Below are 25,733 nucleotides of genomic sequence, written 5' to 3' on the forward strand. Positions count from 1 at the left end.
AGGGGCGTATCCGACGGCTCAGGGATGGGCGAGTTCGAGGACGACGATGCCGGCGAGGACGGCCGCGCCGGCGGTGAGACGCAGCCGCCCGAACCGTTCGCGGAAGAGCAGGGTGGCGATCAGCGCCGCGATGAGGATGCTGGTTTCACGCAGGGCGGCGACGGTCGCCAGGTCGCCGTGGGCCTGCGCCCAGATGACGAGGCCGTAGGCGAGCAAGGAGACGGCACCGCCTGTCAGGCCGATCCCGCGGACCGGCTTGAGCTGCGCGAACAGGGGGCGGCCGCGTCGGGCCAGTGCCAGCAGCGGCAGGACGGGGCCCTGGCACAGGAAGAGCCACGCGATGTAGCCGATCACGGTCTGGGAGCGGTGGACGCCCGTGCCGTCGACGACTGTGTAACCGGCGATGACCACTCCGGTGGCCACCGCCGCGGCGAGCGCGGGCAGTTGGGCGCGTCCGGGCCACCCGTCCGCGAAGGCCAGACCGGCCAGACCCGCGGAAATCACCAGAACCCCCGCCATTTCTGCGACGGCGAGCGGCCGGCCCAGCACGGTCACGGAGGCGACCGCCACGAGCAGTGGCGCGGTGCCACGGGCGATGGGGTACATCTGGCCGAAGTCCCCCAGCTGGTAGGCGCGCAGGAGGAAGAGCTGGGAGAGCACCTCCAGCGCGGCGGAGACCAGGATGAACGGCCAGGCCCCGGCCTCGGGTATCGGTGTGAAACAGACCATGACTGCCGCGCAGCCGGTGTACGCGAGGTTGATGAGTGTGAAACCCACCAGTTTGTCGGTGATGCGGTGGGCCATCGCGTTCCACAGGGCATGCAGAACGGCGGCAGTGAGCACGGCTGCGGGCACAGCTGTGCCCGCAGGAAGGAACGAAGGCATGGCGAAAGGGCTCCAGCTCTAATCACATGGAACAGAATTCCGCCGACGAGTACCGGCTCGGCGCGCACGTACGGGCCAAGCTGCCGGAGCTCCGCGAGACCGAGGCCCGCGTCGCGCGGGTGATCCTCGATCAGGGGGCCGACCTCGTTCGGCTCGGCGTCAGCGATGTCGCCGCCCTGGCCGGTACGGCGCCGTCATCGGTCGTCCGCGCCTGCCAACGCCTCGGCTTCCGTGGTTACCAGGAACTGAAGATCGCGGCGGCGCGCCAGAGCCCCACCCGCGTACCGGCGCCGGATCCCCACGGCGACCCGGCCGCACGCGCCCTGGCCGACACGGTCCACGCCTCCCGCGAAGCCCTCGACGACCTCGCCACCACGCTGACCGCCGACCGGCGGCGACCGCGCTGGACGCCGCACCCCGCGTCGTGGTCGCGGCGGCCGGCCTCTCCGCCGCCGTGGCCGCCGACGCCGCCTACCGCCTGCGTGCCCTCGGGTGCGTCGTCGACGCCCCTGTCGACCCCCTCACCGCCCAGTTCGCCGCCGCCCAACTGCCTCCGGGTGCGGTCTGCCTGGCCATCAGCCACACGGGTGCCACCCGCAGTACCGTCGACACCGCCCGCCGTGCCCGCCGCGCGGGCGCCGAGGTCATCGGCCTCACCAGCTATGCGCAGTCGCCCCTGAGTGAGACCTGTACGCACACTCTCGTCGCCGGGGGCAGGACCTCGTCTTCGGGCTGGAAACCACGGCCAGCCGGATCGCCCACCTCGTCACCGTGGACGCGCTCACCCAGACTCTCCTCACCCTTCGCGCGACCACGGCGGAACGGACCCTCCGCCTCTCCGCCGACCACACCTACTGACCTGGCCGGGTGGCTGTGGGTGTCACATGCCGAACGCGTTACACATGTGCCTGGCGATCGGCATCCTGAAACGAATCATCGATGCGAGGTGTGACGCGAAGGTTGCTCCGGAAGGCAGTGAACCCATGGACAGCGGCTCATTTCGCCACCCGGCACGACCGTTATTAACCTGTTACGAGAATTACAGTGTGGCCAAAATGGACCTTGCGTGTAACGTGCGGGCATCTGGTCGGCGGTTGAATCGACCGCACGGCAGTTCCGCGAGAGGGGTCCGTCTTGCTTACCCGCCCAGCCCGCCGCGCAGTAGCGGCCACCGCACTGCTGATCGCAGTGTCCACGCTGTCCGCATGCGGAAAGGGTGGCGCCGCCGATGACGCCGCCGCTCCCACCGGCGATGTCGCCGTCGCGGGCGTGCACGTCACCCGCGACGCGAAACTCCACGCCTCCCTGCCCTCGGCCATCAGGGCCGGCGGTACGGTCCGGGTGGCGACCGACGTACCGTATGCGCCGTTCATCATGTTCAAGGCCGAGGGGCGGCCCGAGCTCACCGGGCTCGATTTCGACCTCGGCCAGGCACTCGGCGCCAAGCTGGGGGTGCGATTCGCCTTCACGGCCCAGAAGTTCGACGGCATCGTGCCCGCCGTCCAGGCCGGCAAGTTCGACGCGGTCATGTCGGCCATGACCGACACCAGGGAGCGCCAGCGGGTCCTGGACTTCGTGGACTACTCCGTGTCGGGCTCGGGAATCCTCGTGGTCAAGGGCAATCCGGACCGGATCGCACGGCTCGACGATCTCTGCGGCAAGTCGGTCGGCACCCAGGCGGCCAGCCACCAGCTGGAAGTGCTGAAGGCACATCAGTCCAAGTGCGCCGAAGCGGGCAGTGACGCCGTCTCCATCCAGACGTTCCCGAAGGATTCCGACGCCCAACTCGCCCTGCGCTCGGGGAAGGTGGTCGCCGATCTGGTGACGAAGCCCGGCGCCGGCTGGACGGCGAAGACCGCCGACGGCGGCCGCGCCTTCGAAGTGGTCGAGGATCCCGCCGCGGGCGGTGGCTACGAGGCGACACCCAACGGCATCGGTGTCAGCAAACAGCTTCCCGGGCTGACCGAAGCGATCCAGAAGGCCCTGCAGGCACTCATCGACGACGGCACGCTCGGCAAGATCTGCGACAAGTACGGCGCCGCCTCCATCGCCGTGAAGCAGGCCACCAGGAACGCGGCGGTGTCCTGACATGGCCGCCCTCACACCGGCCGGGTCCCTACGCGGCGCCCAGGTCATCGCACCGGTTGCCGAGAAGAGTCTCACCGTCGTACCGATCCGGTACTGGGGCCGATGGCTGGCGGCCGCGGCAGCCCTCACCGCCCTCGTCGGCCTGATCGGCTCCCTTGCCGGGAACGAGAACCTGCACTGGGACATCGTCGGGCACTACGTCTTCGCCGACCTCGTCTTCGACGGCCTGGCCACCACACTGTGGCTCACCGCGGCAGCCATGGCCGTCGGCCTCGGACTGGGCGTTCTCGTGGCCGTGATGCGCCTGTCGTCCAACCCTGTGCTCCGGGTCCTGGCCAACGCGTTCGTATCGGTCTTCCGCGGCACCCCGCTCCTGGTCCAGATCATCTTCTGGGGATACGCGGGCGCCCTCTACAAACACATCCTGATCGGCATCCCGTTCACCCACATCACGTTCCTGGACCTGGACACCAACACGGTGCTCACCCCCGCCGTCGCCGCACTCCTGGCGCTGGGACTGAACGAGGCCGCGTACGCGAGCGAGATCGTCCGCGCGGGTATCCAGTCCGTCGACGCGGGACAGACGGAGGCCGCCCAGTCGCTAGGCATGCGCCCGGCCCTGACCACCCGGCGCATCGTGCTGCCCCAGGCCATGCGGGTCATCATCCCGCCGCTGGGGAACGAGGCGATCAACATGCTCAAGATGACCGCTCTGGTCTCGGTGATCTCCGCCCACGACCTGATGTCCAACATCCAGGACGTGTACGCGCAGAACTACCAGGTCGTCCCCATGCTCGTGGTCGCCGGCATCTGGTACCTGATCCTCGTCACGGCACTGGGCCTGCCACAGTCCTGGCTGGAGCGCCGCTACGGCCGTGGCAGCTCACCCGCCACCCCTGCCGCCGGGCCGCTGCGACGCCTCGTCACGGGCGCCGTACTCCGGATCTCCCGGACCGTCCCCGCCGCATCGACCGACACGAAGGGATGACTGTGGAAACGCCGATGGTGCACGCCGAGGGCGTGCGCAAACACTTCGGGAAGGTCTCCGTGCTCCGGGGCATCGACCTGACTGTCGAACGTGGGCGCGTCTGCTGCCTGCTGGGCCCCTCCGGCTCGGGGAAGTCCACGTTCCTGCGCTGCATCAACCATCTGGAGAAGATCGACGGAGGCCGCCTCTCCGTCGACGGCGCCCCGGTCGGCTACCGGCAGCAGGGCGACCGGCTGTACGAGCTGAAGGAACGCGAGATCGCCCGCGCTCGCCGCAACATCGGGATGGTGTTCCAGCGGTTCAATCTCTTCCCGCACATGACGGCGCTGGAGAACGTCATGGAGGCGCCCGTGAAGGTCGCGGGCGTCACCAGGGCCGAGGCACGTACCGACGCCCTGCGGCTGCTGGACCGGGTCGGCCTCGCCGACCGTGCCGAGCGCTATCCGGCCCAGTTGTCCGGCGGCCAGCAGCAACGCGTCGCGATCGCCAGAGCGCTCGCGATGAAGCCCGAACTGATGCTCTTCGACGAACCGACGTCGGCCCTGGACCCGGAACTTGTCGGGGAAGTGCTCGACGTGATGCGGCAGTTGGCCGCGGAAGGGATGACGATGGTCGTCGTCACGCACGAGATCGGATTCGCCCGGGAGGTCGCGGACACGGCCGTCTTCATGGACGGCGGTGTCGTGGTCGAGGCCGGTGACCCCCGGCAGGTACTCGGCGATCCCCGGCAGGAACGCACCCGTACCTTTCTGTCGAAGGTCCTGTGATGCCCGAAGCACGAAAGCGGGGCAGGGCGGCCCCGCTGCTCTCCGACGCCTTCGCCCTCCAGCCCCGCTACCTGGCGGACCTGGAACATCTGGTGTCCATCGACTCCGGCTCGTACAGCCCCGAAGGAGTCAACCGCATCGCGACCTGGACCGGGCGGCGCCTGACCGGCCTGGGGTTCGAGGTGGACCGGACGCCCGTCACGGTCCCGGGCCGGGACATGCGCTTCGGTGACCTGGTGGTGGGGCGGCTGCCCGGACGGATCCCTGCCGAGCAGGGCGGACGGCGCATCCTCCTCGCCGGACACCTGGACACCGTCTTCGACGACGGGACGGCGGCGCGGCGCCCCTTCACCCTTGACGGCCCGCTCGCCCACGGCCCCGGAGTCAGCGACGACAAGGGAGGCCTGCTGGCCGGCCTCACCGCCGTGGAGATCCTGCTGCGCCGCGGGCTGACGGACTTCGCGGAGATCGTCTTCCTGGCCACCCCCGACGAGGAGATCGGTTCCCCGGCCAGCCGCCGGGTGACCGCGGAGCTCGCCGGGGCCGTCGACTTCGGGCTGGGCCTGGAGTGCGCCCGGGAGAACGGCGACCTCGTCATCGCCCGCAAGGGCGTGGCGGACTTCCTGATCACTGTCGAGGGACGGGCCGCACACGCCGGCATCGAACCGGAACGCGGAGCCAACGCCGCGCTGGCCGCTGCTCATCTGCTCATCGCCTGCCAGGAGATGAACGGACGGTGGGGCGACGTCACGGTCAATGTGGGGATGATCCGGGCCGGCAGCCGTATCAACATCGTCTGCCCCGAGGCCGAGTTGCACGTGGAGGTACGCTCCTCGACCGAATCGGGCATCCGGCACGCCAGGCAGGCCATCGTCGTGGCCGCCGCCCAGTTGTCCGTACCGGGCACCAGGGCCACCGTGCGGCAGACGGAGACATGCCCGGCCATGGAGGACACCCCGGCGGCCCGCGCCGTGTTCGCCCGTGCCCGGGAGGCCGGGGCGGAGCTCGGCCTCGACCTCGGGGCCGCTGCCACCGGTGGCGTCGGCGACGCCAACACCATCGCCGGAGCCGGGGTGCCGACGCTCGACGGCCTCGGCCCGGTCGGCGGTGGTGACCACAGCCCGGAGGAATGGCTGGACGTGACGACGGTCCCGCACCGGGTCGCCCTGCTCGCGGCACTGATCACGAATCTCGGCTCCACGACGACAGCCGACCCGGATGCCCGGAGCACGCCGGTCCGCGTAACCTGAACCCCTTCAGAAAGGTGGCGCCCGGCCCATGTCCTCACTCGCCGAAGAGATCCGGCAACGGTTCGGTGACCTCAGCCCGGCCGAACGCAAGGTGGCCCGGGTGCTCCTCGCCGGCTACCCGGCGGCCGGTTTCGAGACGGTGGCCACGCTCGCCGAACGCGCCACGGTGAGCGCGCCCACGGTGATCCGATTCGTCAACCGGCTCGGCTACAAGGGGTTTCCCGACTTCCAGGCGGCGCTGCGGGGGGAACTGGAGGAACGCAGAGCCTCACCTCTGCAGCTCTACAGCACACGGGGATACGGAGCCGCGTCACCCGGCGCTCCGGGCGAGGAGGGGCGGGACACGGCGCTCCCCGAGGGCGGACCGGACGTGTTCAGCTCCGAGGTCGCCCGCACGTTGAGGGAACTGCCACCCCACGACGTGCAGGCGGCGATCTCCCTGCTCTGCCACCCCAAGCGTCGCATCATCCTGGTCGGCGGCCGGTTCACGCATCTGCTGGCGCAGTACCTGGGGCTGCACCTCATGCAGCTGCGCGGGGACGTGGTCATCCTGCCGGACCGCGACGTGGAGCGGACCGCCGTCCTGGCGGGTCTCGGGCGGCAGGACGTCCTCGTGGTCTTCGACTACCGGCGCTACGAACCGGACAAGATCGTCATCGCGGGGATGGCCGCGCAGTGCGGAAGCAAGGTCGTCCTGTTCACCGACGCCTGGCTCTCGCCGGTGACCGGCCTCTCCGATGTCGTCCTGCCCAGTCATGTCGCCGAGCCTTCGCCGTACGACAGCATGGTCCCGACGCTGGCCACCGTCGAGACGGTGCTCGCCGGGGTGATCGGGCAGCTCGGCGAAGAAGGGCGCAGTCACCTGGAGCACAGTGAGGACGTGTCCCGCCGGGCAGGCATCCAGCCTGACGACTCCGGGCCGGCCTGAGACGGCGGACGTGCTCTTCAGTACGCGTCTGCCCGCACGCTCAGGCGCGATTGACGCGGTACACGTCCCGTACGCAGAGGTTGAGGACCGTGGTGGCCACGATGGCACCGGCACAGACCAGGAGTACGGTCCGGTCGGCCCAGGCATGTGCGGCGAGGGCGGTGACGAGGTAGCCGAGGGGGATGGCGATCCGCTCACCGACACCGTTGAACGAGCTCATCCGGCCCAGTTCCTCCTGGGGGACGTGCTGTTGGAGCGCGGTGTTCCACGACACGATGGCGACATCCAGCCCGACGCCCGCGAGCACGGCGGCGAGCAGCACCCAGGGCAGGGCCAGACCGAGGCCGAGTGCCGCCGGTGGCAGACAGAGTCCGGCGCCGGTGATCACGGCGACGGCCAGCAGACGGTACGGTTTCCAGCGCAGGCACACCACCGTCCCCGCGAACAGCCCGAACGCGAATGCGCCCTGGACGAGCCCCCAGGAGCGCGCCCCCGCGTAGCTCTCGGCCGCGGTCAGCGGACCGAGCAGCTGAAACCCGGCCAGCCACGCGGCGACCACCACCGTGCCGGCGGCGGTGTACGTCCACAGCCAGGTGCGCGACCGGAATCCGGACCACCCGGCCCGCAGATCGGCCAGGGCGCTGCTCGTCGTGACCGGGGCGCTCAGCCGCAGGCCGAGCAGGAGCAGTGCCGCGACGAGAAAGCTGAGCGCGTCCCAGGACAGGGCCCAGGCCGGCCCGCCGACCGCGACGATCACCCCTCCGGCAACAGGGCCGAGCACCTTGACGGCATTGCTCGGAAGCCGGAGCAGCGCGTTGGCCCGTTGCAGATGCTCGGCCGCGACGATCTGCGCAACGACACCCGTCGCGGCCGGAGCCGTGAACGCTGTGGCGATCCCGGAGACGAAGCCGCACCCGGCGATCGAAGTGGTTGTCGCATGGCCGGTGGCCACGAGTGTCGCGAGCACGCCCTGCCCGGCCGCGGCCAGCAGGTTGCTCAGGAACAGGATCCGGCTGCGTGACAGACGGTCCGCGAGAACACCGCCCACGACGGTGAAGACGATCGTGGGCACCGAATTGGTCGCCAGCACCACACCGAGCGCCCCTGCTCCGCCGCCCTGGCCGATCACCGCGTAGGCGAGTGCGAGGGGCGCCATCGCGGAGCCGGTCGCCGAGACGAGAGTGGCGAGCGCGAACCGCCGGAAGGCCGGAACCCGCAAGGGCGCCGGACGGGTCGCGGACGCCTCGACGGTGGACTCCATGATTCTCCTGTTGTGGGTGTCGCGGCGGTGGCTTCTGCCGGTGGCGCGGAGCCGGGCCGTCAGCTCACCGTCGGAGCTCCGTCCAGCTCCTCGCCGATCGCCGCCCGCAGCGCGTCGTGCCGGGGGCCGAGCGCGAAGCGTCCGTCGCTCCACCTGTCCTGGGGATACAGCCAGACGGGCATGCGCACCAGATCGTCCGGCTCCCACTCGTAGCGGGGCCACACATGGGCGTGCAGGAAGCCGTCGGTGTTGCCGAGGATCTCCAGGTTCACCCGGCGGAACGCGGGGTCCGCACGGCGGCAGGCCCGTTCGACGGCTTCGCCGAGCCGGTCCATGTCGGACAGGAATGCCGACCGCCTGGCTCTTGGGAGTTCGGACAGGCGCTCCACCCCTGGTTCGTCGACCAGGAGCACCGAGTACCCCGGCAGGAACTGCACGTCTCCGATCGCGGCGAATCCCGCACTCAGGCGGCGCATGACGGTCGGGTTCTCGCCCCGCAGGGCACTGCCTATTCGGTCGTTCTTCCAGCTGGAGATCACCACCGGAACCTACAGCGCGTCCTGCCCGACCGGATCCGTCACAGGCGCTGTTCGGCCAGATCCAGCCAGTGCTCGACCTCGCCCGGGGCGAAGTGCCGGATCGCCCAGTCGGTCATGCGCAGACTCATATGGGCCCAGCAGGGACGCAGGATCTCCTCGGGAAGGGCGTCCAGGATGTCGTCCAGGCGACGGACGACGCCCGGCGGCTGTTCCTTCGCGTGCAGTCCGAAGCGCAGGGTGACCAGGTCGAACCGGTGATCCCCGCGTCCGGCGCCGTCCCAGTCGATGACCCCCGTGACCGTGCCGTCCACGCCGAGCAGGTTGCCGTGGTGGAAGTCCATGTGCACGACGTCGTGTCCGGCGAGCAGGCGAGGACAATCGGCCCCGACGGATCTGATCCGCCGCTCCAGGGCGGCGCCGCGCGGGCCGTGCCGGCGCAGTGGTTCGTGGAGGCAGTAGCCGGGGCCGTCGTCGAGCAGGTACAGGTTCATCGAGGGGACCTGCGGGTGCCCGGCCAGCAGTCCGGCCTGCGACGCGTTGAGGGCGAGAGCCCGGTCCAGCCCGCGGTGGTCCAGGAACTCCACCGGTGTGCCCGGCAGAAGTTCCTGGACCAGTACCACCGCATCGCCCATCTGGAGGGCCAGCTCCGTGGCGGGGCACGGATATCCACGGGCACCCAGCACCTCGCACACCGCCAGCGGACCCGCTCGCAGCTCCTCGATCCGGGCGCCCGGCCGCGACTTGAGGACCGAACGGCGGCCGTCGGGCCACCGCACGTACGCGGCTCCGACCTCACCGCCCGGACAGGGCCCCTCGACCACCAGCCGCACACCGGTCAGGGCGTGCACGGCTGCTGCCGTCCGGTCGGCGTCCAGGCGTTCGGCGCGTGCCCAGCTCCGCGGTGGTGATGTGCTCATCGGGACATTGTCCGATACGGCCGGGTGGGGCTCAGTCCGTCGACGCCGTCCAGCCCAGTGCCTCGATGCGCGCGGCGTCGGCGGGCCGGCTCTCGTCGAAGAGGGTCCGGTTGCCGTCCTCGACCCGGACGGCGTTCACGTACGCCCCTCGCCCGACGTACAGCTGGTCCGTCGTGTACCGCCACCTCAGCCGGACCTCCTTGCCGTGCCAGGCGGCGAGGTCCGCGTCCAGGCGGTGCCACACCCGGCCGGACCAGCCGGAGACCGCGCCGGTGGGGTGCGGTTCGGGCTCGGGGAGGGGTTTTTGCGATGTCGGGACGGTGGTGAAGGGGACCGGCTGCCAGGTCGCCCCGGCGTCCGCCGACGCCTCCAGCAAGAGGAAGTCGGACCCGGGCTCGGTGTCCCACCACAGGGCCGAGCTCAGCCGGGCGTGCGAGGAGGTGATGCGCAGCGGCGGCAGGGTGAGCGTGGCCGAGGCGGCGCTCGCCATTCCGGAGAACCACGCCGTACGGCCACGGGCGGGACGGACCGCGACGGCGCGCGCCATCTGATTGGCCGTGGCGACGCGTGGTGCGCTTCCGGAGCGCCAACTGCGCACCGGGTGGACCGAGTTGCCGAGAACGATCAGGAACGAGTCGGTCGTCGGGTCCAGTACGAGACTGGTGCCGGTGAAACCGGTGTGGCCCGCGGTGCGCGGGGTGGCCATCGCCCCCATGTACCAGTGCTGGTAGAGCTCGAAGCCGAGACCGTGCTCGTCGCCGGGGAACGCGGTGTTGAAGTCGGTGAACAGCAGGTCGACCGATTCGGCGGAGAGGATCCGCGCGCGGCCGTAGACCCCGCCGTTGAGCAGCGTACGGGCGAGGATCGCCAGGTCCCAGGCGCAGGAGAAGACCCCGGCATGGCCCGCGACCCCGTCCAGGCTGTACGCGTTCTCGTCGTGCACCTCGCCCCAGACCAGCCCGCGGTCCAGCCCGGACCAGGGCAGCCGGGCGTCCTCGGTGGCGGCGATCTTCGGCTTCCAGGAGGCCGGGGGGTTGTACCGGGTGCGGTGCATTCCGAGCGGGGCGGTGATCTGCTCACGGAGCAGGACGTCCTGCTTGCGGCCGGTGATCTTCTCCAGGACCAGCTGGAGCGAGATCAGGTTGAGGTCGGAGTAGAGGTACACCGTGCCCGGCGGGTTGGCCGGCACCTCGTTCCACAGCAGTTGGAGCTTTCCCTCCCTCGTCGGCGCCTTGTACAGCGGGATCCAGGCGCGGAAGCCCGAGGTGTGCGTGAGCAGCTGACGGATCGTGATGTCCTGCTTGCCGCCGCCCGCGAAATCGGGGAGGTACGAGGCGACCTTCGCCTCCAGCTCCAGCGTCCCGCGCTCGATCTGCTGCACGGCCAGGATCGAGGTGAACAGCTTCGAGACCGACGCCAGGTCGAAGACGGTGTCCTCGGCCATGGCGATCTGCTGGTCCGGCGGGAACTCCACCCCGGTGTCGGACTTCTCGTCGTACGCCGCATAGCGCACGGCCTTGCCGATCGGCCGGTGCAGGGCCACCGTGCCGCCCCGCCCGGCGAGCAGCACCGCACCCGCGTACCAGGGGTGCTTCGGGGAGGCGGCGAGGAACTTCTCCGCGTCGGCGACCAGTTGGTCCAGGGGTTCCTGGAGCAGCCCGGCGCGGTCGGCCGGGCCGCGCCGCAGCGTCGGCCTGCCGTGCCCCGGTGCGCCGCTCCCCGTGATCCCTGTGCGCATGTCCGACGACCCCGCCCCCGACTCCATGGCCGACGCCCGTTCCGCGAACGGAATCGGCGCCAGGGCGAGTGCCCCGCCCAGGGCCAGCATTCCACTGCCCAGCCTCCGTCGGCTGATCCCTCTGTCCGCCGCGTCCTCGGTCATCCGGAACCCCTTCTCACTGAACGAAAGTAACTTTCGAAAATTCGTCCGGCAATGAAACTTCCTGCCGCCGCAGAGATTACTGTCACCCCCGCCGCCACGGAGGCCCCCTGCGCCACAAAGAATCTGACACTGCATCAGAAAATCTCTTCCCTCGGATGACCGGCTGCGGCATCCTGCGGCCCATGGAGACGGAGCTGAGCAAGAAACTGGGAGTCGAGCACGCCATCTTCGGCTTCACGCCGTTCCCCGCGGTGGCCGCGGCCATCACCCGGGCCGGCGGATTCGGCGTACTCGGCGCGGTCCGCTACACCGCCCCCGACGACCTCGCGCGCGACCTCGACTGGATGCAGGAGCACACCGACGGCAAGCCGTACGGCCTCGACGTCGTCATGCCGGCGAAAAAGGTGGAGGGGGTGACCGAGGCCGACGTCGAGGCGATGATCCCGTCCGGACACCGCCAGTTCGTCCAGGACACCCTCGCCAAGCACGGCGTCCCCGAACTCCCCGAGGGCGAGGCGTCCGGCTGGCGCATCACCGGCTGGATGGAGGAGGTCGCACGCAACCAGCTCGACGTCGCCTTCGACTACCCCATCCGGCTCCTCGCCAACGCCCTCGGGTCGCCGCCCGCCGACGTCGTCCAACGGGCCCACGACCGGGGCGTGCTCGTCGCCGCCCTCGCCGGGAGCGCCAAGCACGCCCGCCACCACGCCGACGCGGGCATCGACATCGTCGTCGCCCAGGGGTACGAGGCGGGCGGCCACACCGGCGAGATCGCCTCCATGGTCCTGGTCCCGGACGTGGTCGACGCCGTCGGAACGCTGCCCGTCCTCGCCGCCGGCGGCATCGGCAGCGGCGAGCAGATAGCCGCCGGGCTGGCCCTCGGCGCCCAGGGCGTCTGGCTCGGCTCCCTCTGGCTGACCACCGAGGAGGCCGACCTCCACTCCCGCGCCCTGACCCGCAAACTCCTCGCCGCGGGCTCCGGCGACACCGTCCGCTCCCGCGCCCTCACCGGCAAGCCCGCACGCCAGCTCCGTACCGAATGGACCGACGCCTGGGACGACCCGGCCGGGCCCGGCACCCTACCCATGCCGCTCCAGGGGCTGCTGGTGGCCGAGGCCGTCTCGCGCATCCAGAAGTACGAGACCGGCGCGCTGCTCGGCACCCCCGTCGGCCAGATCGTCGGCCGGATGAACAGCGAACGCAGTGTGCAGGCCGTCTTCGACGACCTGACCCGCGGCTTCGAGCGAGCCGTGGACCGGATCAACCGCATCGCCGGACGGAGCGCCTCATGAGTCAGCCGCCCAACGGCTTCTGGGCCCAGGCCACCGCCGACCCCGACCGCACGGTCCTGACCGCCCCCGACGGCGAGAGCTGGACGGCGGGCCGGCTGCACGCCGCCGCCAACCGCCTCGTCCACGGACTGCGTGCGGCCGGGCTGCGGCGCGGCGACGCGTTCGCGGTGGTGCTGCCCAACGGCGTCGAGTTCTTCACCGCCTACCTCGCCGCCTCTCAGGCCGGCCTCTACCTCGTACCCGTCAACCACCACTTCGTCGGCCCCGAGATCGCCTGGATCGTCGCCGACTCCGGCGCCAAGGTGCTCATCGCGCACGAGCGGTTCGCGCAGGCCGCGACCGAGGCCGCCGACGAGGCGGAGCTGCCGGCGAGCCACCGCTACGCCGTGGGCACGGTCGACGGCTTCCGCCCGTACGCCGAACTGCTCGAAGGGCAGCGAGAGGACGCCCCGGAGGACCGCACCCTGGGCTGGGTCATGAACTACACCTCCGGCACCACGGGCCGCCCGCGCGGCATCCGCCGCCCGCTCTCCGGCAAGCTCCCCGAGGAGAGCCACCTCGGCGGGTTCCTCGGCATCTTCGGGATCAAACCGTTCGACGGCAACGTCCACCTGGTCTGCTCGCCGCTTTACCACACCGCCGTCCTGCAGTTCGCGGGCGCGTCCCTGCACATCGGACACCCGCTGGTCCTGATGGACCGGTGGACGCCCGAGGAGATGCTGCGGCTCATCGACACCCACCGCTGCACCCACACGCACATGGTCCCGACCCAGTTCCACCGCCTGCTCGCCCTCCCCGACGAGGTGAAGCGGCGCTACGACGTCTCGGCCATGCGGCACGCCATCCACGGTGCCGCGCCCTGCCCCGACCACGTCAAGCGCGCCATGATCGACTGGTGGGGGAGATGCGTCGAGGAGTACTACGCGGCCAGTGAGGGCGGCGGCGCCTTCGCCACCGCGGAGGACTGGCTGAAGAAGCCGGGCACGGTCGGCAGGGCCTGGCCGATCAGCGAGCTCGCCGTCTTCGACGACGACGGCAACCGGCTGCCGCCCGGCGAGCTCGGCACCGTCTACCTGAAGATGAACACCGGCGGCTTCAGCTACCACAAGGACGAGACCAAGACCCGGAAGAACCGCATCGGCGACTTCTTCACCGTCGGCGACCTCGGCATCCTCGACGAGGACGGCTACCTCTTCCTCCGCGACCGCAAGATCGACATGATCATCTCCGGTGGGGTCAACATCTACCCCGCCGAGATCGAGGGCGCACTCCTCGGCCACCCCGCGGTCGCCGACGTCGCCGTCTTCGGCATCCCGCATCCCGACTGGGGCGAGGAGGTCAAGGCGGTGGTCGAACCGGCCGAGGGGCACGAGGCGGGCCAGGAGCTCGCCGCCGCGATCCTGCGCCACTGCGAACAGCGCCTGGCCGGGTACAAGCGCCCCAGAAGCATCGACTTCATCGATGTGATGCCCCGCGACCCCAACGGCAAGCTCTACAAGCGGCGGCTGCGCGACCCGTACTGGGAGGGCCACTCACGGGCCCTGTGAGCCGCCGTCCGGCCGCCGCCCGACGAGCGCCCCTGTACCCGCTCTGGCAGGGTGTGGCCCATGAACGCGCTCGCGACGGTCCGGACACTGGCCACCCGGTGGACGGTGGTCGTGCCGGTCGTCGCCGCGCTCGCCCTGGTCTTCAGCTGGGGCCGGGAGCTGCCAGCGTTCGCCGTCGCCGTGGTCGCGCTCTGTCTCGCGGGCGCCGTCCTGGCCGCCGTGCACCATGCCGAGGTCATCGCGCACCGGGTCGGCGAACCGTTCGGCTCGCTCGTACTCGCCGTCGCCGTCACCGTGATCGAAGTGGCCCTCATCGTCACGCTGATGGTGGACGGCGGCCCCAAGACGTCCGCGCTCGCCCGGGACACCGTCTTCGCCGCCGTGATGATCACCTGCAACGGCATCGTCGGCCTTTCGCTGCTCGTGGGCGCCGTCCGCAGCCGAGTCGTCGTCTTCAACGCCGAGGGCTCCGGGGCCGCCCTCGCGACCGTCGCCACCCTCGCCACGCTCAGCCTGGTCCTGCCGACCTTCACCGTCGGCAAGCCGGGCCCCGAGTTCTCCACCGCCCAGCTGACCTTCGCCGCCGTCGCCTCACTCTTCCTGTACGGACTGTTCGTCGCCGTGCAGACGGTGCGGCACCGTGAGTACTTCCTGCCCCTCACACCCGAGGGCGAGCTCAAACCGGACGAGCACCACGCGGTGCTGCCCGGCCGGGGCGCCACCGCGCTGAGCGTGGTGATGCTGCTGATCGCCCTGGTCGCGGTCGTCGGCGACGCCAAGTCCGTGTCGCCGACCATCGAGTCCGGGGTGGAGGCGGCCGGGATGCCCCAGGCGGTGGTAGGTGTCGTCATCGCGCTGCTGGTGCTGCTGCCGGAGACCCTGGCGGCGGTACGGGCCGCCCGCCGCGAACGCGTCCAGACCAGCCTCAATCTCGCCCTCGGCTCGGCGATGGCGAGCATCGGCCTGACCATCCCGGCCATCGCCCTCGCCTCGGTCTGGCTCGACGGACCGCTCCATCTCGGCCTCGGCGCCACCCATATGGTGCTGCTCGCCCTCACCGTGGTGGTCGGCGCGCTGACCGTCGTACCGGGACGGGCCACCCTGCTCCAGGGCGGCGTGCATCTCTCGATCTTCGCCGCGTTCGTCTTCCTCGCGATCAGCCCCTGATTCCCCGCGATCGGTCCCTGTCCGGCCCCACCGGTCGGGCTGACAGGGACCGATCGCACCGCGAGGAGCTACCGGCGTTCGTGGACCCGAACGACCCGCAGCGCCGGCGAGCGCAGGATGTCCTTCTCACAGAACCGGGACGTCACCCACCGCTCACCCGAGTACAGCTCGGTCTGGTCGCTGTAGTGCGCCGAGCCCGGGGCGGAGGACTGCGAGTACGTGAGCAGGGTGCGTGCCACCGGGCACTTGCCGCCGTCCCAGCCGACCGCCTGGATGTAGCTGGAACCGGCAGACACCTCCTGGTAGCCGCCGGCCGCCGCGTCCCACACCGGCTCCGTCTTGTTCCAGACGCCGAGCGATTCCGTACCGCCGCCGATGGGGATGCGCTTCCCGTTCCGTTCCACCCACTGGTGCCGGCCCAGCGGGGCGTCCAGCGTGATCCCGGCGGCCCGCAGTTCGGCCACCGTGTCGGCGAGAGCCCTGGCGACGCCGGGTGCCGAGGTGTTCAGCGTGTTCGGCGTACCGACCGGATCGGCGGGGGAGAAGGGCACCTTCCACAGCTCGCCCTGCGGGACCGCGGCCGTCGCCCTGCGCCAGAACCGGTCGAAGAGCAGCGCGCCCCGGCTGCCGGTGTCGGTCTTCCGGTCCCAGCGCCGCAGTACCTCGCACGCCGCCGACACATCGACCGCCGTGCCGTCGCTGCCGACCGCACGGCCGCCGGGCAGCGCCGCGCAGGCCGCCGCCAGGTCCGAGGCGGTCAGATCACCGGCCGGCGCACGGTTGGCGAACTGCTGGCCCTGGAGATCGGCCACCGTCAGCCGGCCCTTCGCCGCCATCGCCGAGACATCCTCGATCGCGCCCCGGGTCCGCATCGAGCGGGGCGTGCCGACGGTGCCGAACACCCGCTCGTACCCGGCCAGCGGCGCGTCCGCGTTGGTCAGCCAGGCGCTGTCGTTGGAGTTCTCCACGTACGGGGCGTCCTTCACGGTGGGCATCCGGCCCGGCCCGAAGATCCCCGGCTGCACGGCGTCCGGGTCCGAACCGAGCGCGCAGTCGCTCCTGGAGCCGTCCAGCACCGCCAGCCCGGAGGCCGGATACGTCGCCCTGCCCAGCGCCGTGGAACACCGCCCCGCGAGCTCGTCCGTGATCCTCGGCAGCACCTGCGACTGCGAGAAGAACGAATGCCCGGACGAATCGGCGGCGATGGTGTTCACCCACGGCAGCCCCTGGGTACGACGCAGCGCCGCCCCGATGTCAGCGGTGCTGCGCGCCCGGCTGAAACCGAGACCGGCGTCCGAGAAGCGCAGATTCACCGCGTTGGGGTCATTGAGCGCGTACGCGGTCGTCGTGGTCCAGGGCAGCGGCAGCCCGGCACCGAGCGAGGTGATGACCGGCCCGTACCGGGTCGACCACTGCGTGCGGGTCACCGCACCGCCGCCCTTCACCGCGACCGAGACCGTACGCTTCGTCATCCGCTCGGGTCTGCCGTCCACCAGATACACGGTCGGATCGGCCGGATCGAGGGTGAGCTGATGGAGGCTGACCGGGACGCCGGTGGCGACGGTGTGGCTCCACGCGATGTTCTCGTTGTGCCCGATCGAGACGATCGGCGCGCCGAGCAGCGAGCCGCCCGCCACGTCCAGCTCGCCGGGAATCGTCTGCTGGGACTGCCAGAACCGCCGCCCGCCCTGCCACGGGTAGTGCGGATTGCCCAGCAGCAGGCCCCGCCCGTTCGCCGTCGTGTCGCCGCGGAACGCCACCGCGTTGGAGCCCATGTCCGCGTTCTGCGTCGACAGCAGCCGCCGGGCCGCGTCCGCCGCGTCGCCCGGCGACGGGACCTCGGGAGTCCCCGCCGCCCCGGTCGGCGGCTGAGCGCCCGTGATGCCGTCGATGCCGCGCCCCTGACCGCCGAGCACCGAGAGCGCGTAGCCGCGCGCCACCACGTCCAGCGTCGTCACCGGCCGCACCCAGTCGGCGCCCCTGCAGGCCGGGTCGTCGATCCGGTTCTGTGCCAGCCAGGCGTTGTAACCGGCCGCCCAGCCGCGCTCCAGTTCCCTGACATCATGGCTCTGACCCGCCGGCGCCGGCTGCTTCAGCAGCTTCTCCAGGGTGCGGGCCTCGCGGATCCGGCGGAAGTACAGATCGCTGGAGAGGTTCTTCGTCGCGGCGGACAGCGATCCGTCCGGAGCCGCGTCGGGACCGAAGTACCGGGACCGTTCGCCGCGCAGCGTCACGAAGCCGTCGGCGAGGGTGCACACCTGGTCGGCGGCCTGGGCCCAGCCGTTGCCGAAGCCCAGGTTCGCGTAGTCCTTCGCCACGATGTGCGGGATGCCGTACTCGGTGTACCGGATCGTGGCGGACAGCCCGCCGCCCGACGGACGGTGGGAGCGCGGGCCGTCGGCCGCGGCGGGCGGCAACGACGCCGAAACTGTGAACAGCGCGAGGCCGGATATCGCAAGAAGTCTCAGACGGTTGCGGAGCGGCAACGGTCCTCCCAACTGTGCGGGTGCGAAAGGCGGTTGCCCGAGGGTTCGAGTCGCCACGCGCAACTCAGCCAGCACGCTCGCACCCCTGTCAACATCCCCACCGGTATCCGGACCCTTGACCCCCGGGTTCCGGCCGCACAGGATCACGCCATGACAGGTGTACGGAGCAGCACAGTCGACGGAGTCCTGGCACGGAGCGCCCGGCGCACCCCGGAGCGCACCGCCCTGCGGTACGCGGACAGGTCATGGACGTACGCGGAGCTCGACACGGCCGTCAGCACCGCCGCCGCCGTCCTCGCCGGCGAGCACGGACTGCGCCCCGGTGACCGGGTCGCCTGCTACGCGCACAACTCCGACGCGTATCTGATCGGCTATCTCGGCTGCGCCCGCGCGGGCCTGGTCCACGTACCGGTCAACCAGAACCTCACCGGCGACGACCTCACGTACATCCTCGAACAGTCCGGCAGCGCCCTCGTCCTCACCGACCCGGACCTCGCCGACCGGATTCCGGCCGCGTTCCCCGTACGCCCGCTGCGCGACGCACCGGACTCCCTGCTGGCGGCTTCCGCCACCCCGCGCCCCTTCGTCCCGGAACGCGAACCGGCCGCGACAGACCTCGTCCAGCTGCTCTACACCTCGGGCACCACCGCGCAGCCCAAGGGCGCGATGATGACCCACGGGGCGCTCGTGCACGAGTACGTCAGCGCCATCACGGCGCTCGACCTGCGCGCCGCCGACCGGCCCGTCCACTCGCTGCCGCTTTACCACTCCGCGCAGATGCATGTCTTCCTGCTGCCCTACCTCGCGGTCGGGGCGCAGAACACCATCCTCGACGCACCCGACGCCGACCGGATCTTCGACCTCGTGGAGACGGGGCAGGCCGACAGCGTCTTCGCCCCGCCGACCGTCTGGATCGGCATCTCCCGGCACCCCGGCTTCGCCACCCGCGAACTCGGCGGCCTGCGCAAGGCGTACTACGGCGCTTCGATCATGCCCGTGCCCGTACTGGAACGGCTCCGCGAACGGCTGCCCGCGCTCGCCTTCTACAACTGCTTCGGGCAGAGCGAGATCGGCCCGCTCGCCGCCGTCCTCGGACCGGACGAGCACGAGGGCCGGATGGACTCCTGCGGCAGGCCCGTCCTCTTCGTCGAGGCCCGGGTCGTCGACGAGGACGGCAAGGAGGTCCCCGACGGCACGGCCGGCGAAGTGGTCTACCGGTCACCCCAGTTGTGCGAGGGCTACTGGGACAAGCCCGAGGAGACCGCCGAAGCCTTCCGCGACGGCTGGTTCCACTCCGGCGACCTCGCGGTGCGCGACGCCGAGGGCTTCCTCACCGTCGTCGACCGGGTGAAGGACGTCATCAACTCCGGCGGCGTCCTCGTCGCCTCCCGGCAGGTCGAGGACGCCCTCTACGCCCATCCCGCCGTCGCCGAGGCCGCGGTCGTCGGACTGCCCGACGAGCGCTGGATCGAGGCCGTCACCGCCTTCGTGGTACTGCGCGGCGACGCGACGGCGGCCGAACTCATCGACCACGCCCGCGAGCGGCTCGCCCACTTCAAGGCTCCGAAGAAGGTCCTCTTCGTGGACGAACTGCCGCGCAACGCCAGCGGGAAGATCCTCAAGCGGGAGCTGCGCGACCGGTTCGCGTAGCGGACGGCCCGGAGCCCTCAGGGCGCGTCCGCACGCCCGTCGCGCTCGTCCACGATCCGCCGGAACTTGCCGACCGACCGCTCCAGCGTCTCGGGATCGACGATCTCCACCCCGACCGACACCCCGATCCCGTCCTTGACGGCGGCCGTGATCGACGCCGCGGCCGCCGTCCGCTGCTCCGGGGTGGTTCCGGCCCGTGCCTCGGCCCGTACGGTCAGCGCGTCGAGCCGGCCCTCCCGGGTCAGCCGCAACTGGAAGTGCGGCGCCACCCCCGGCGTGCGCAGCACGATCTCTTCGATCTGCGTCGGGAAGAGGTTCACGCCGCGCAGGATCACCAGATCGTCGCTGCGCCCGGTCACCTTCTCCATCCGCCGGAACACCCGGGCCGTGCCCGGCAGCAGCCGGGTCAGGTCCCGCGTCCGGTAGCGGATCACCGGCATGGCCTCCTTGGTGAGCGAGGTGAAGACCAGCTCGCCCTCCTCGCCCTCGGGCAGCACCTCACCGGTGAACGGGTCGACGACCTCGGGATAGAAGTGGTCCTCCCAGATGTGCAGCCCGTCCTTCGTCTCGACACACTCCTGCGCCACACCGGGCCCCATCACCTCCGAGAGCCCGTAGATGTCGACGGCGTCGATGGCGAACCGCTCCTCGATCTCGCGCCGCATCTCCTGCGTCCACGGCTCGGCACCGAAGATCCCGACCTTCAGGGAGGTCGACCGCGGATCGACACCCTGCCGTTCGAACTCGTCGAGGAGGGTCAGCATGTACGACGGGGTCACCATGATGATCTCGGGGCGGAAGTCCTGGATCAGCTGGACCTGGCGGGCGGTCATGCCCCCCGAGGCGGGAATGACCGTGCAGCCGAGCCGCTCCGCCCCGTAGTGGGCGCCGAGCCCGCCGGTGAACAGCCCGTATCCGTAAGCCACATGGACCTTCTGCCCGGGGCGCCCGCCGGCCGCCCGGATGGAGCGGGCGACGACGTCGGCCCAGGTGTCCAGGTCCCGCTGGGTGTAACCGACGACGGTCGGACGGCCCGTCGTCCCGCTGGACGCGTGGATCCGGCGCACCTGCTCCTCGGGCACGGCGAACATGCCGAAGGGGTAGTTGTCCCGCAGGTCGGCCTTGGTCGTGAAGGGGAAGCGGGCGAGATCGGCGAGCGTACGGCAGTCGTCCGGGCGCAGCCCGGCCCGGTCGAACGCGGCCCGGTAGTGGCCGACGTTCTCGTACGCGTGGTGCAGCGTGGCCCGCAGCCGCTCCAGCTGGAGCGCCTCCAGCTCGTCCCGGCCCAGCCGTTCCGCCTGGTCCAGCGCAGACGTCATCGGGATCTCCCTCTTCCGAGCAGGCGACCGATCATTCGGTCGATCTTTCGGTAGCAGTAATTCAGTATGTTCCGCCCGATGGCAAGAGGGGCGACGCGGCTGATCCACATCGCGGCTTCGCTCATACCGAACACGGCTGCGCCGCCCGTCGGGCGCTGTTTGGATGGCGGGCATGCCGATCTTCCACGCATACGACGGGACCGAACTCGCCTACCGCCTTCTCGGGAAGGGCGCACCGCTGATCTGCCTGCCCGGCGGGCCGATGCGGGCCGGTGCGTACCTCGGGGACCTCGGCGGCCTCTGTGCCCGCCGCCGGCTCGTGGTGCCCGATCTGCGCGGCACCGGGGACTCCGCGGTGCCGGACGACCCGTCGGCCTACCGCTGCGACCGGCTGGTCGACGACGTCGAGGCGCTGCGCGAACACCTCGGCGAGGAACGCGTCGACCTGCTCGCCCACTCCGCCTCCGCCAACCTGGCCGCGCTGTACGCCGCCAGGTACCCGGAGCGGATCCGTACGCTCACGCTCGTCACCCCCGGCACCCGGGCGGTCGGCATCGACGTCACCGAACAGGACTGGCGCGAGGCGAGTGAACTGCGGCGCCACGAACCGTGGTTCACGCAGGCGCGGGCCGCGCTGGACGACTTCCTCGCCGGCCGCGCCTCGGACCGGGTCCGGGCCGCGGTCGCGCCGTTCGCCTACGGGCGCTGGGACGATGCCGCCCGCGCCCATGCCGTCGAGGCGGCCGCACAGACCAACTCCGAGGCGGGTTCGGTCTATTACGAGGACGGCGTCTTCGATCCGCCCACCACGAACGCCGCGCTGGCGGCGGTCACCGCACCGGTGCTCGTCCTCGCGGGGGAGTACGACGCGGGCCCGACCCCGGACCGCGCCGCCGAACTGGTCGCGCTCTTCCCCGACGCCGAGTTCGTCGTGCAGCGCGGCGCCGCGCACTTCCCCTGGCTGGACGACCCGGGCGCCTTCGTCCGTACGGTGGAGGCCTTTCTCGACCCGGAGGTGCAGAGCGTGCACGCCGGTGGCACCCGGCTCGCCCACCGGGTGTGGGGAGACCCGGCGGCGCCACCCGTCGTGCTCGCCCACGGCCGCTGCGACAACAGCGGGACCTGGACAGAGGTCGCCGAACGCCTCGCCCCCGAACACCGGGTGTACGCCTTCGACTTCCGTGGTCACGGACTCAGCGACTGGCCCGGCCGCTACTCCTTCGAGCTGTTCCGGGACGATCTGCACGCCTTCCTGGAGGCACGCAATCTGGCGGGGGCCACGGTGATCGGCCACTCCATGGGCGCCGCTGCCGCCTGTCTGCTCGCCGAGCGGGAACCCGGGCTGATCGGCCGGCTCGTCCTGGAGGAGATGCCGCCGCCGTTCCCGCTCGATCCGCCCCGCCCCCTCGCCGAACGGCCCGACGGGGAACTCGACTTCGACTGGACCTTGGTGCCGTCGACCGATGCCCAGCTGAACGAGCCCGATCCCGCCTGGGCGGAACGGCTCGGCGGGATCACCGCCCCCACCCTCGTCATCGGCGGCGGCCCCACCAGCCAGATCGCCCAGGAAAGGCTGAGCTGGCTGGCGGGGCGGATACCGGACGGCCGGTTCGTCACCATCGACGCCGGACACCACGTCCATACCGACCGGCCGGAAGAATTCCTCTCGGCGCTACGGGCGTTCGGCCTGTCCTGAGCCCGCCGCCGGTGCCGCCGGCCTGGTCAGGGGCGGTGCAGCAGGGTGGTCAGGACCTCGTGGAGGGTGCTCTCGGCATCCGCCGCGGGGCCCGTCGACCGCCAGGCCACGAAGCCGTCCGGACGCACCAGCACGGCGCCCTGAGCCGTGGTGCCGTGGAGTTCGGCCCAGTCCGCGCCGTTCTCCGGCTCCAGATCGGAGCCCGCGCCGATGCCGTACGCCTGGAGCCGCACCGAGAGCCGGTCGGCGACCCGTGCCGCGGCCCGCCGCCACGTCACGTCCGTACCGTCGGTGAGCAGCACGAAGGTGTGTTCGTACAGATCGAGTGTGGACTTGCGCTCACCGCCCTGATGAACCCACAGATGCGGCGCGCGACTTCCAGGTTCACCGTTCAACTGCACGCCCTGCGGCACCACCGGCTGCTCGGGGTCGGTGCCCAGCACCGCGCCGCGGACGTAGCGGTAGCCCAGCGCCACGCTGAGCATGCCGCCCTGCTTCCCGCCGCCGACGCCCGGCGCCGCCGAGTACCCCGGGTGGCTGTGCTCGCTGGAGCGCGCCGAAGCCCGTTGGCTCGTCGCCCGCGCCACCGGCAGCCGCTCCGCCTCGTAGGTGTCCAGCAGACCGGGGCCCGCCTCGCCCTTCAGCACGGCGGCGAGCTTCCACGCCAGGTTGTGCGCGTCCTGGATGCCGGTGTTGGAGCCGAACGCGCCGGTGGGGGACATCTCGTGCGCCGAGTCACCGGCGAGGAAGACCCGGCCGCTGGAGTAGCGCTCGGCGACCCGCTCTGCGGCGTGCCACGGCGCCTTCCCGGTGATCTCGATGTCGATGCCCGGAGCGCCGACCGCGGTACGGATGTGCTCGGCACACCGCTCGTCGGTGAAGTCCTCCATGGTTTCGCCGAGTTGGGGCTGCCACGGCGCGTGGAAGACCCAGTCCTTCTTGTTGTCGACCGGCAACAGGGCACCGTCCGCTGCCGGGTTGGTCAGATAGCAGACGATGAACCGCCGGTCGCCCAGCACATCGGCGAGCTGCCGGGAACGGAAGGTGATGCTGACGTTGTGGAACAGGTCGCCGGGACCCGTACGGTCGATGCGCAGCTGCTCACGGATGGGGCTGCGCGGGCCGTCGGCCGCGATGAGGTAGTCCGCGCGCACACTGATGTGCTCGCCGGTCTCCCGGTTCTTCAGCGCCGCGTCCACCCCCGACGGGTCCTGGTCGAAGCTCTGCATCTCGGTGGAGAACCGCAGGTCACCGCCCTGTTCCCGGGCCCGCTCCACCAGCACCGGCTCCAGGTCGTTCTGGCTGCACAGGCACCAGCCGGTCGGGCTGAACCGGGCGATCCCGCCCCCCGGGTCGATCTCCTTGAACAGCCACTCCTGGTCGTCCCCGGTGAGCGAACCGGCCTGCAGGATGCCGTGGTTGTCGGCGAGGACCGAGGCCGCCCGCCGGATGCCCGCCTCGGCGCCCGCCGCACGGAACACCTCCATCGTGCGGACGTTGTTGCCGCGGCCGCGCGGGTGAGTGGAGGTGGACCGGTGCTTCTCGACCAGCAGGTGCTCGATCCCGAGCCGGCCGAGGAACAGCGAGGCGGACAGGCCCACCAGGGAGCCGCCCACGATGAGGACCGGTACGCGAATGTCGACGTTCTCGTTCATCAGTTGCTCCAGCTCGGACGCCGTTCGGATGCAATGTTCAATGCCCTGGTGAGAGCGGTTCGGACGCCTGCTCACCTGAACGGTTCATAAATCTCGCGCCACCCGGACCAGCGTTTCACGATCGGTCACGGAGACGACGCCCGCGGCCCGGGGGGCGGACCGATCACATCCGCCGGGAGAGTCCCCGCTCCGAATCCACTCGCCAACCGACGGTTGACGGCCTGCCACCCGGCACGGCCGGCGAACCGTCCTCGAAGGAGATCGAAAGATGACCACCACCCTCTCGGAACGGATCTCCCAGTCCGCCTTCGACGGTTCCCGACTGCGCGTCGTGCTGCTGCTGGACCTCTACGACGGTGCCCAGAAAGAGTTCCTGGAGGCGTACGAGCACCTGCGCAACCAGGTGGCATCCGTTCCAGGGCACATCAGCGACCAGCTGTGCCAGTCCATCGAGAACCCCTCTCAGTGGCTGATCACCAGCGAATGGGACAGCGCACCCCCGTTCCTCGCCTGGGTGAACAGCGAGGAGCACGTCGCCACGGTCCAGCCGCTGCACAACTGCGTGCGCGACACCAGGTCGCTGCGGTTCAGCGTGCTGCGGGAGACCGGGAAGGCCTTCGAGATGGCACCCGAGCCGGCCAAGGGCCGCCTCCAGGCGTCCCCGCGCCTGGGCGACGGCGTGGTGCGCCACGCGCTCACCTTCACCGTCAAGCCGGGCACCGAGGACATCGTGGCCAAGATCCTCGCCGACTACGACTCCCCCAACGCACGGGTCGACGAGGACACCCGACTGCGCCGTACCTCGCTCTTCATGCACGGAAACCGCGTCGTGCGGGCCGTCGAGGTCGAGGGCGACCTGCTCGCCGCCCTGCGCCACGTCGCCCGGCAGCCCGAGGTCAGGGCCGTCGAAGAGGCGATCAACCCGTATCTGGAGCAGGACCGGGACCTCAGCGACCCGGACTCCGCCCGGATGTTCTTCACCCGGGCGGCGCTCCCCACCGTCCACCACGTGACCGCCGGCCGGCACAAGGCCGAGGACGTCCGCCGGCACGCGCTCTTCTACCAGGCCAAGGAGGGCTGCGGCATGGCACTCGCCCGGCTCCTGGCCGAGCACGACGAGGAGGCGGCCGACGACCCGACGAGCATCATCGACAGCAGCACCATCTTCCAGCGCGACGACGTCGTCGTCCGCCTCCTCGAAGCGGTCGAACCCATCGACGCCCAGCCCGCCCAGGCGGTGGGCATCGACGGCGCCGGCAAGGTGGCAAGGCTCGGGCGTCTCCTCGACGGCGGGAACAACGCCGTGCCCACGGACGAGCAGGGCATCCCGCACTTCCTCACGCAGTCCGAGATGACCCTGATCACAGATCGGCGGGCCATGGAGTCCTGAACCGCGCATCCGCACCCTGGGGGGTT

The 25,733-nt window shown here is 70.9% G+C and carries 20 protein-coding genes and 1 pseudogene; 13 read left to right on the forward strand and 8 right to left on the reverse strand.

Features of this window, described 5'->3' with window-relative positions:
• Nucleotides 1-18: 18 nt before the first annotated feature.
• Entirely contained in the window at nucleotides 19-885 is an 867-nt protein-coding gene (locus OG842_RS36675) for an EamA family transporter (RefSeq protein ID WP_266734672.1), read from the reverse strand.
• A gap of 26 nt (nucleotides 886-911) precedes the next feature.
• On the opposite strand from OG842_RS36675, the pseudogene OG842_RS36680 reads away from it, so the two are divergent.
• The 7 genes and pseudogenes from OG842_RS36680 to OG842_RS36710 all read left to right on the forward strand — a co-directional run.
• Nucleotides 912-1,088, forward strand: a pseudogene (locus OG842_RS36680) (MurR/RpiR family transcriptional regulator); the annotation flags it as partial.
• 251 nt (nucleotides 1,089-1,339) lie between these two features.
• Nucleotides 1,340-1,837 (forward strand): SIS domain-containing protein, encoded by a 498-nt coding sequence (locus OG842_RS36685; protein WP_266734671.1) that lies wholly within the window; start codon nucleotides 1,340-1,342, stop codon nucleotides 1,835-1,837.
• 182 nt (nucleotides 1,838-2,019) lie between these two features.
• Complete coding sequence (locus tag OG842_RS36690) at nucleotides 2,020-2,973, forward strand: ABC transporter substrate-binding protein (RefSeq protein ID WP_266734670.1); 954 nt, start codon at nucleotides 2,020-2,022, stop codon at nucleotides 2,971-2,973.
• A 1-nt stretch (nucleotide 2,974) separates the two neighbouring features.
• Nucleotides 2,975-3,961, forward strand: a complete 987-nt coding sequence (locus tag OG842_RS36695; protein WP_266734668.1) for an amino acid ABC transporter permease — start codon at nucleotides 2,975-2,977, stop codon at nucleotides 3,959-3,961.
• Entirely contained in the window at nucleotides 3,958-4,728 is a 771-nt protein-coding gene (locus tag OG842_RS36700) for an amino acid ABC transporter ATP-binding protein (RefSeq protein WP_323185838.1), read from the forward strand. The genes OG842_RS36695 and OG842_RS36700 overlap by 4 nt, the downstream gene beginning before the upstream one ends.
• Nucleotides 4,728-5,978 (forward strand): M20/M25/M40 family metallo-hydrolase, encoded by a 1,251-nt coding sequence (locus tag OG842_RS36705; RefSeq protein ID WP_266734666.1) that lies wholly within the window; start codon nucleotides 4,728-4,730, stop codon nucleotides 5,976-5,978. The genes OG842_RS36700 and OG842_RS36705 overlap by 1 nt, the downstream gene beginning before the upstream one ends.
• A 28-nt stretch (nucleotides 5,979-6,006) precedes the next feature.
• Entirely contained in the window at nucleotides 6,007-6,906 is a 900-nt protein-coding gene (locus tag OG842_RS36710; protein WP_266734665.1) for a MurR/RpiR family transcriptional regulator, read from the forward strand.
• Nucleotides 6,907-6,946: 40 nt separating this feature from the next.
• Here OG842_RS36710 and OG842_RS36715 read toward each other — a convergent pair whose 3' ends face one another.
• From OG842_RS36715 to OG842_RS36730, 4 genes are read right to left on the reverse strand one after another with little or no spacing between them, the layout of a single operon-like run.
• Nucleotides 6,947-8,167 carry an MFS transporter gene (locus OG842_RS36715; protein ID WP_266734663.1) on the reverse strand — a complete coding sequence of 407 codons (1,221 nt, stop codon included), beginning with the start codon at nucleotides 8,165-8,167 and terminating at the stop codon, nucleotides 6,947-6,949.
• Nucleotides 8,168-8,226: 59 nt separating this feature from the next.
• Entirely contained in the window at nucleotides 8,227-8,709 is a 483-nt protein-coding gene (locus OG842_RS36720) for a diadenosine tetraphosphate hydrolase (RefSeq protein ID WP_401876146.1), read from the reverse strand.
• 35 nt (nucleotides 8,710-8,744) lie between these two features.
• The gene (locus OG842_RS36725; protein WP_266734660.1) at nucleotides 8,745-9,623 is read right to left on the reverse strand and encodes a phosphotransferase; all 879 of its coding nucleotides are present in this window, start codon (nucleotides 9,621-9,623) and stop codon (nucleotides 8,745-8,747) included.
• Between the two features lie 31 nt (nucleotides 9,624-9,654).
• A complete protein-coding gene (locus OG842_RS36730) occupies nucleotides 9,655-11,505 on the reverse strand; it encodes a serine hydrolase (protein ID WP_266734659.1) in 1,851 nt (616 codons plus the stop codon).
• Between the two features lie 182 nt (nucleotides 11,506-11,687).
• Here OG842_RS36730 and OG842_RS36735 point away from each other — a divergent pair, with 182 nt between their 5' ends.
• From OG842_RS36735 to OG842_RS36745, 3 genes are read left to right on the forward strand one after another with little or no spacing between them, the layout of a single operon-like run.
• The gene (locus OG842_RS36735) at nucleotides 11,688-12,797 is read left to right on the forward strand and encodes an NAD(P)H-dependent flavin oxidoreductase (protein WP_266734657.1); all 1,110 of its coding nucleotides are present in this window, start codon (nucleotides 11,688-11,690) and stop codon (nucleotides 12,795-12,797) included.
• Nucleotides 12,794-14,344: an acyl-CoA synthetase gene (locus OG842_RS36740; protein WP_266734656.1), complete on the forward strand. Its 1,551-nt coding sequence runs from the start codon at nucleotides 12,794-12,796 to the stop codon at nucleotides 14,342-14,344. Before OG842_RS36735 ends, OG842_RS36740 begins: the two co-directional genes overlap by 4 nt.
• Nucleotides 14,345-14,404: 60 nt before the next feature.
• A complete protein-coding gene (locus OG842_RS36745; protein ID WP_266734655.1) occupies nucleotides 14,405-15,511 on the forward strand; it encodes a calcium:proton antiporter in 1,107 nt (368 codons plus the stop codon).
• Nucleotides 15,512-15,579: 68 nt separating this feature from the next.
• Here the strand turns inward: OG842_RS36745 and OG842_RS36750 are convergent, their stop codons facing one another.
• Nucleotides 15,580-17,997, reverse strand: a complete 2,418-nt coding sequence (locus OG842_RS36750; protein WP_266734654.1) for a penicillin acylase family protein — start codon at nucleotides 17,995-17,997, stop codon at nucleotides 15,580-15,582.
• A gap of 150 nt (nucleotides 17,998-18,147) precedes the next feature.
• Here OG842_RS36750 and OG842_RS36755 point away from each other — a divergent pair, with 150 nt between their 5' ends.
• Entirely contained in the window at nucleotides 18,148-19,647 is a 1,500-nt protein-coding gene (locus OG842_RS36755; RefSeq protein ID WP_266734653.1) for an acyl-CoA synthetase, read from the forward strand.
• Nucleotides 19,648-19,664: 17 nt separating this feature from the next.
• On the opposite strand, the gene paaK is transcribed toward OG842_RS36755, so the two are convergent.
• Nucleotides 19,665-20,966, reverse strand: coding sequence for a phenylacetate--CoA ligase PaaK (gene paaK, locus OG842_RS36760; RefSeq protein WP_266734652.1), 1,302 nt, complete (start codon nucleotides 20,964-20,966; stop codon nucleotides 19,665-19,667).
• 172 nt (nucleotides 20,967-21,138) lie between these two features.
• On the opposite strand from paaK, the gene OG842_RS36765 reads away from it, so the two are divergent.
• Nucleotides 21,139-22,662, forward strand: coding sequence for an alpha/beta fold hydrolase (locus OG842_RS36765; protein ID WP_266734650.1), 1,524 nt, complete (start codon nucleotides 21,139-21,141; stop codon nucleotides 22,660-22,662).
• A 26-nt stretch (nucleotides 22,663-22,688) separates the two neighbouring features.
• Here OG842_RS36765 and OG842_RS36770 read toward each other — a convergent pair whose 3' ends face one another.
• Complete coding sequence (locus OG842_RS36770) at nucleotides 22,689-24,317, reverse strand: FAD-dependent oxidoreductase (RefSeq protein WP_266734648.1); 1,629 nt, start codon at nucleotides 24,315-24,317, stop codon at nucleotides 22,689-22,691.
• Nucleotides 24,318-24,585: 268 nt separating this feature from the next.
• On the opposite strand from OG842_RS36770, the gene OG842_RS36775 reads away from it, so the two are divergent.
• Nucleotides 24,586-25,707: a SchA/CurD-like domain-containing protein gene (locus tag OG842_RS36775; protein ID WP_266734646.1), complete on the forward strand. Its 1,122-nt coding sequence runs from the start codon at nucleotides 24,586-24,588 to the stop codon at nucleotides 25,705-25,707.
• Nucleotides 25,708-25,733 lie beyond the last annotated feature (26 nt).

This window comes from Streptomyces sp. NBC_00376 (assembly GCF_036077095.1).
Taxonomy (GTDB): domain Bacteria; phylum Actinomycetota; class Actinomycetes; order Streptomycetales; family Streptomycetaceae; genus Streptomyces.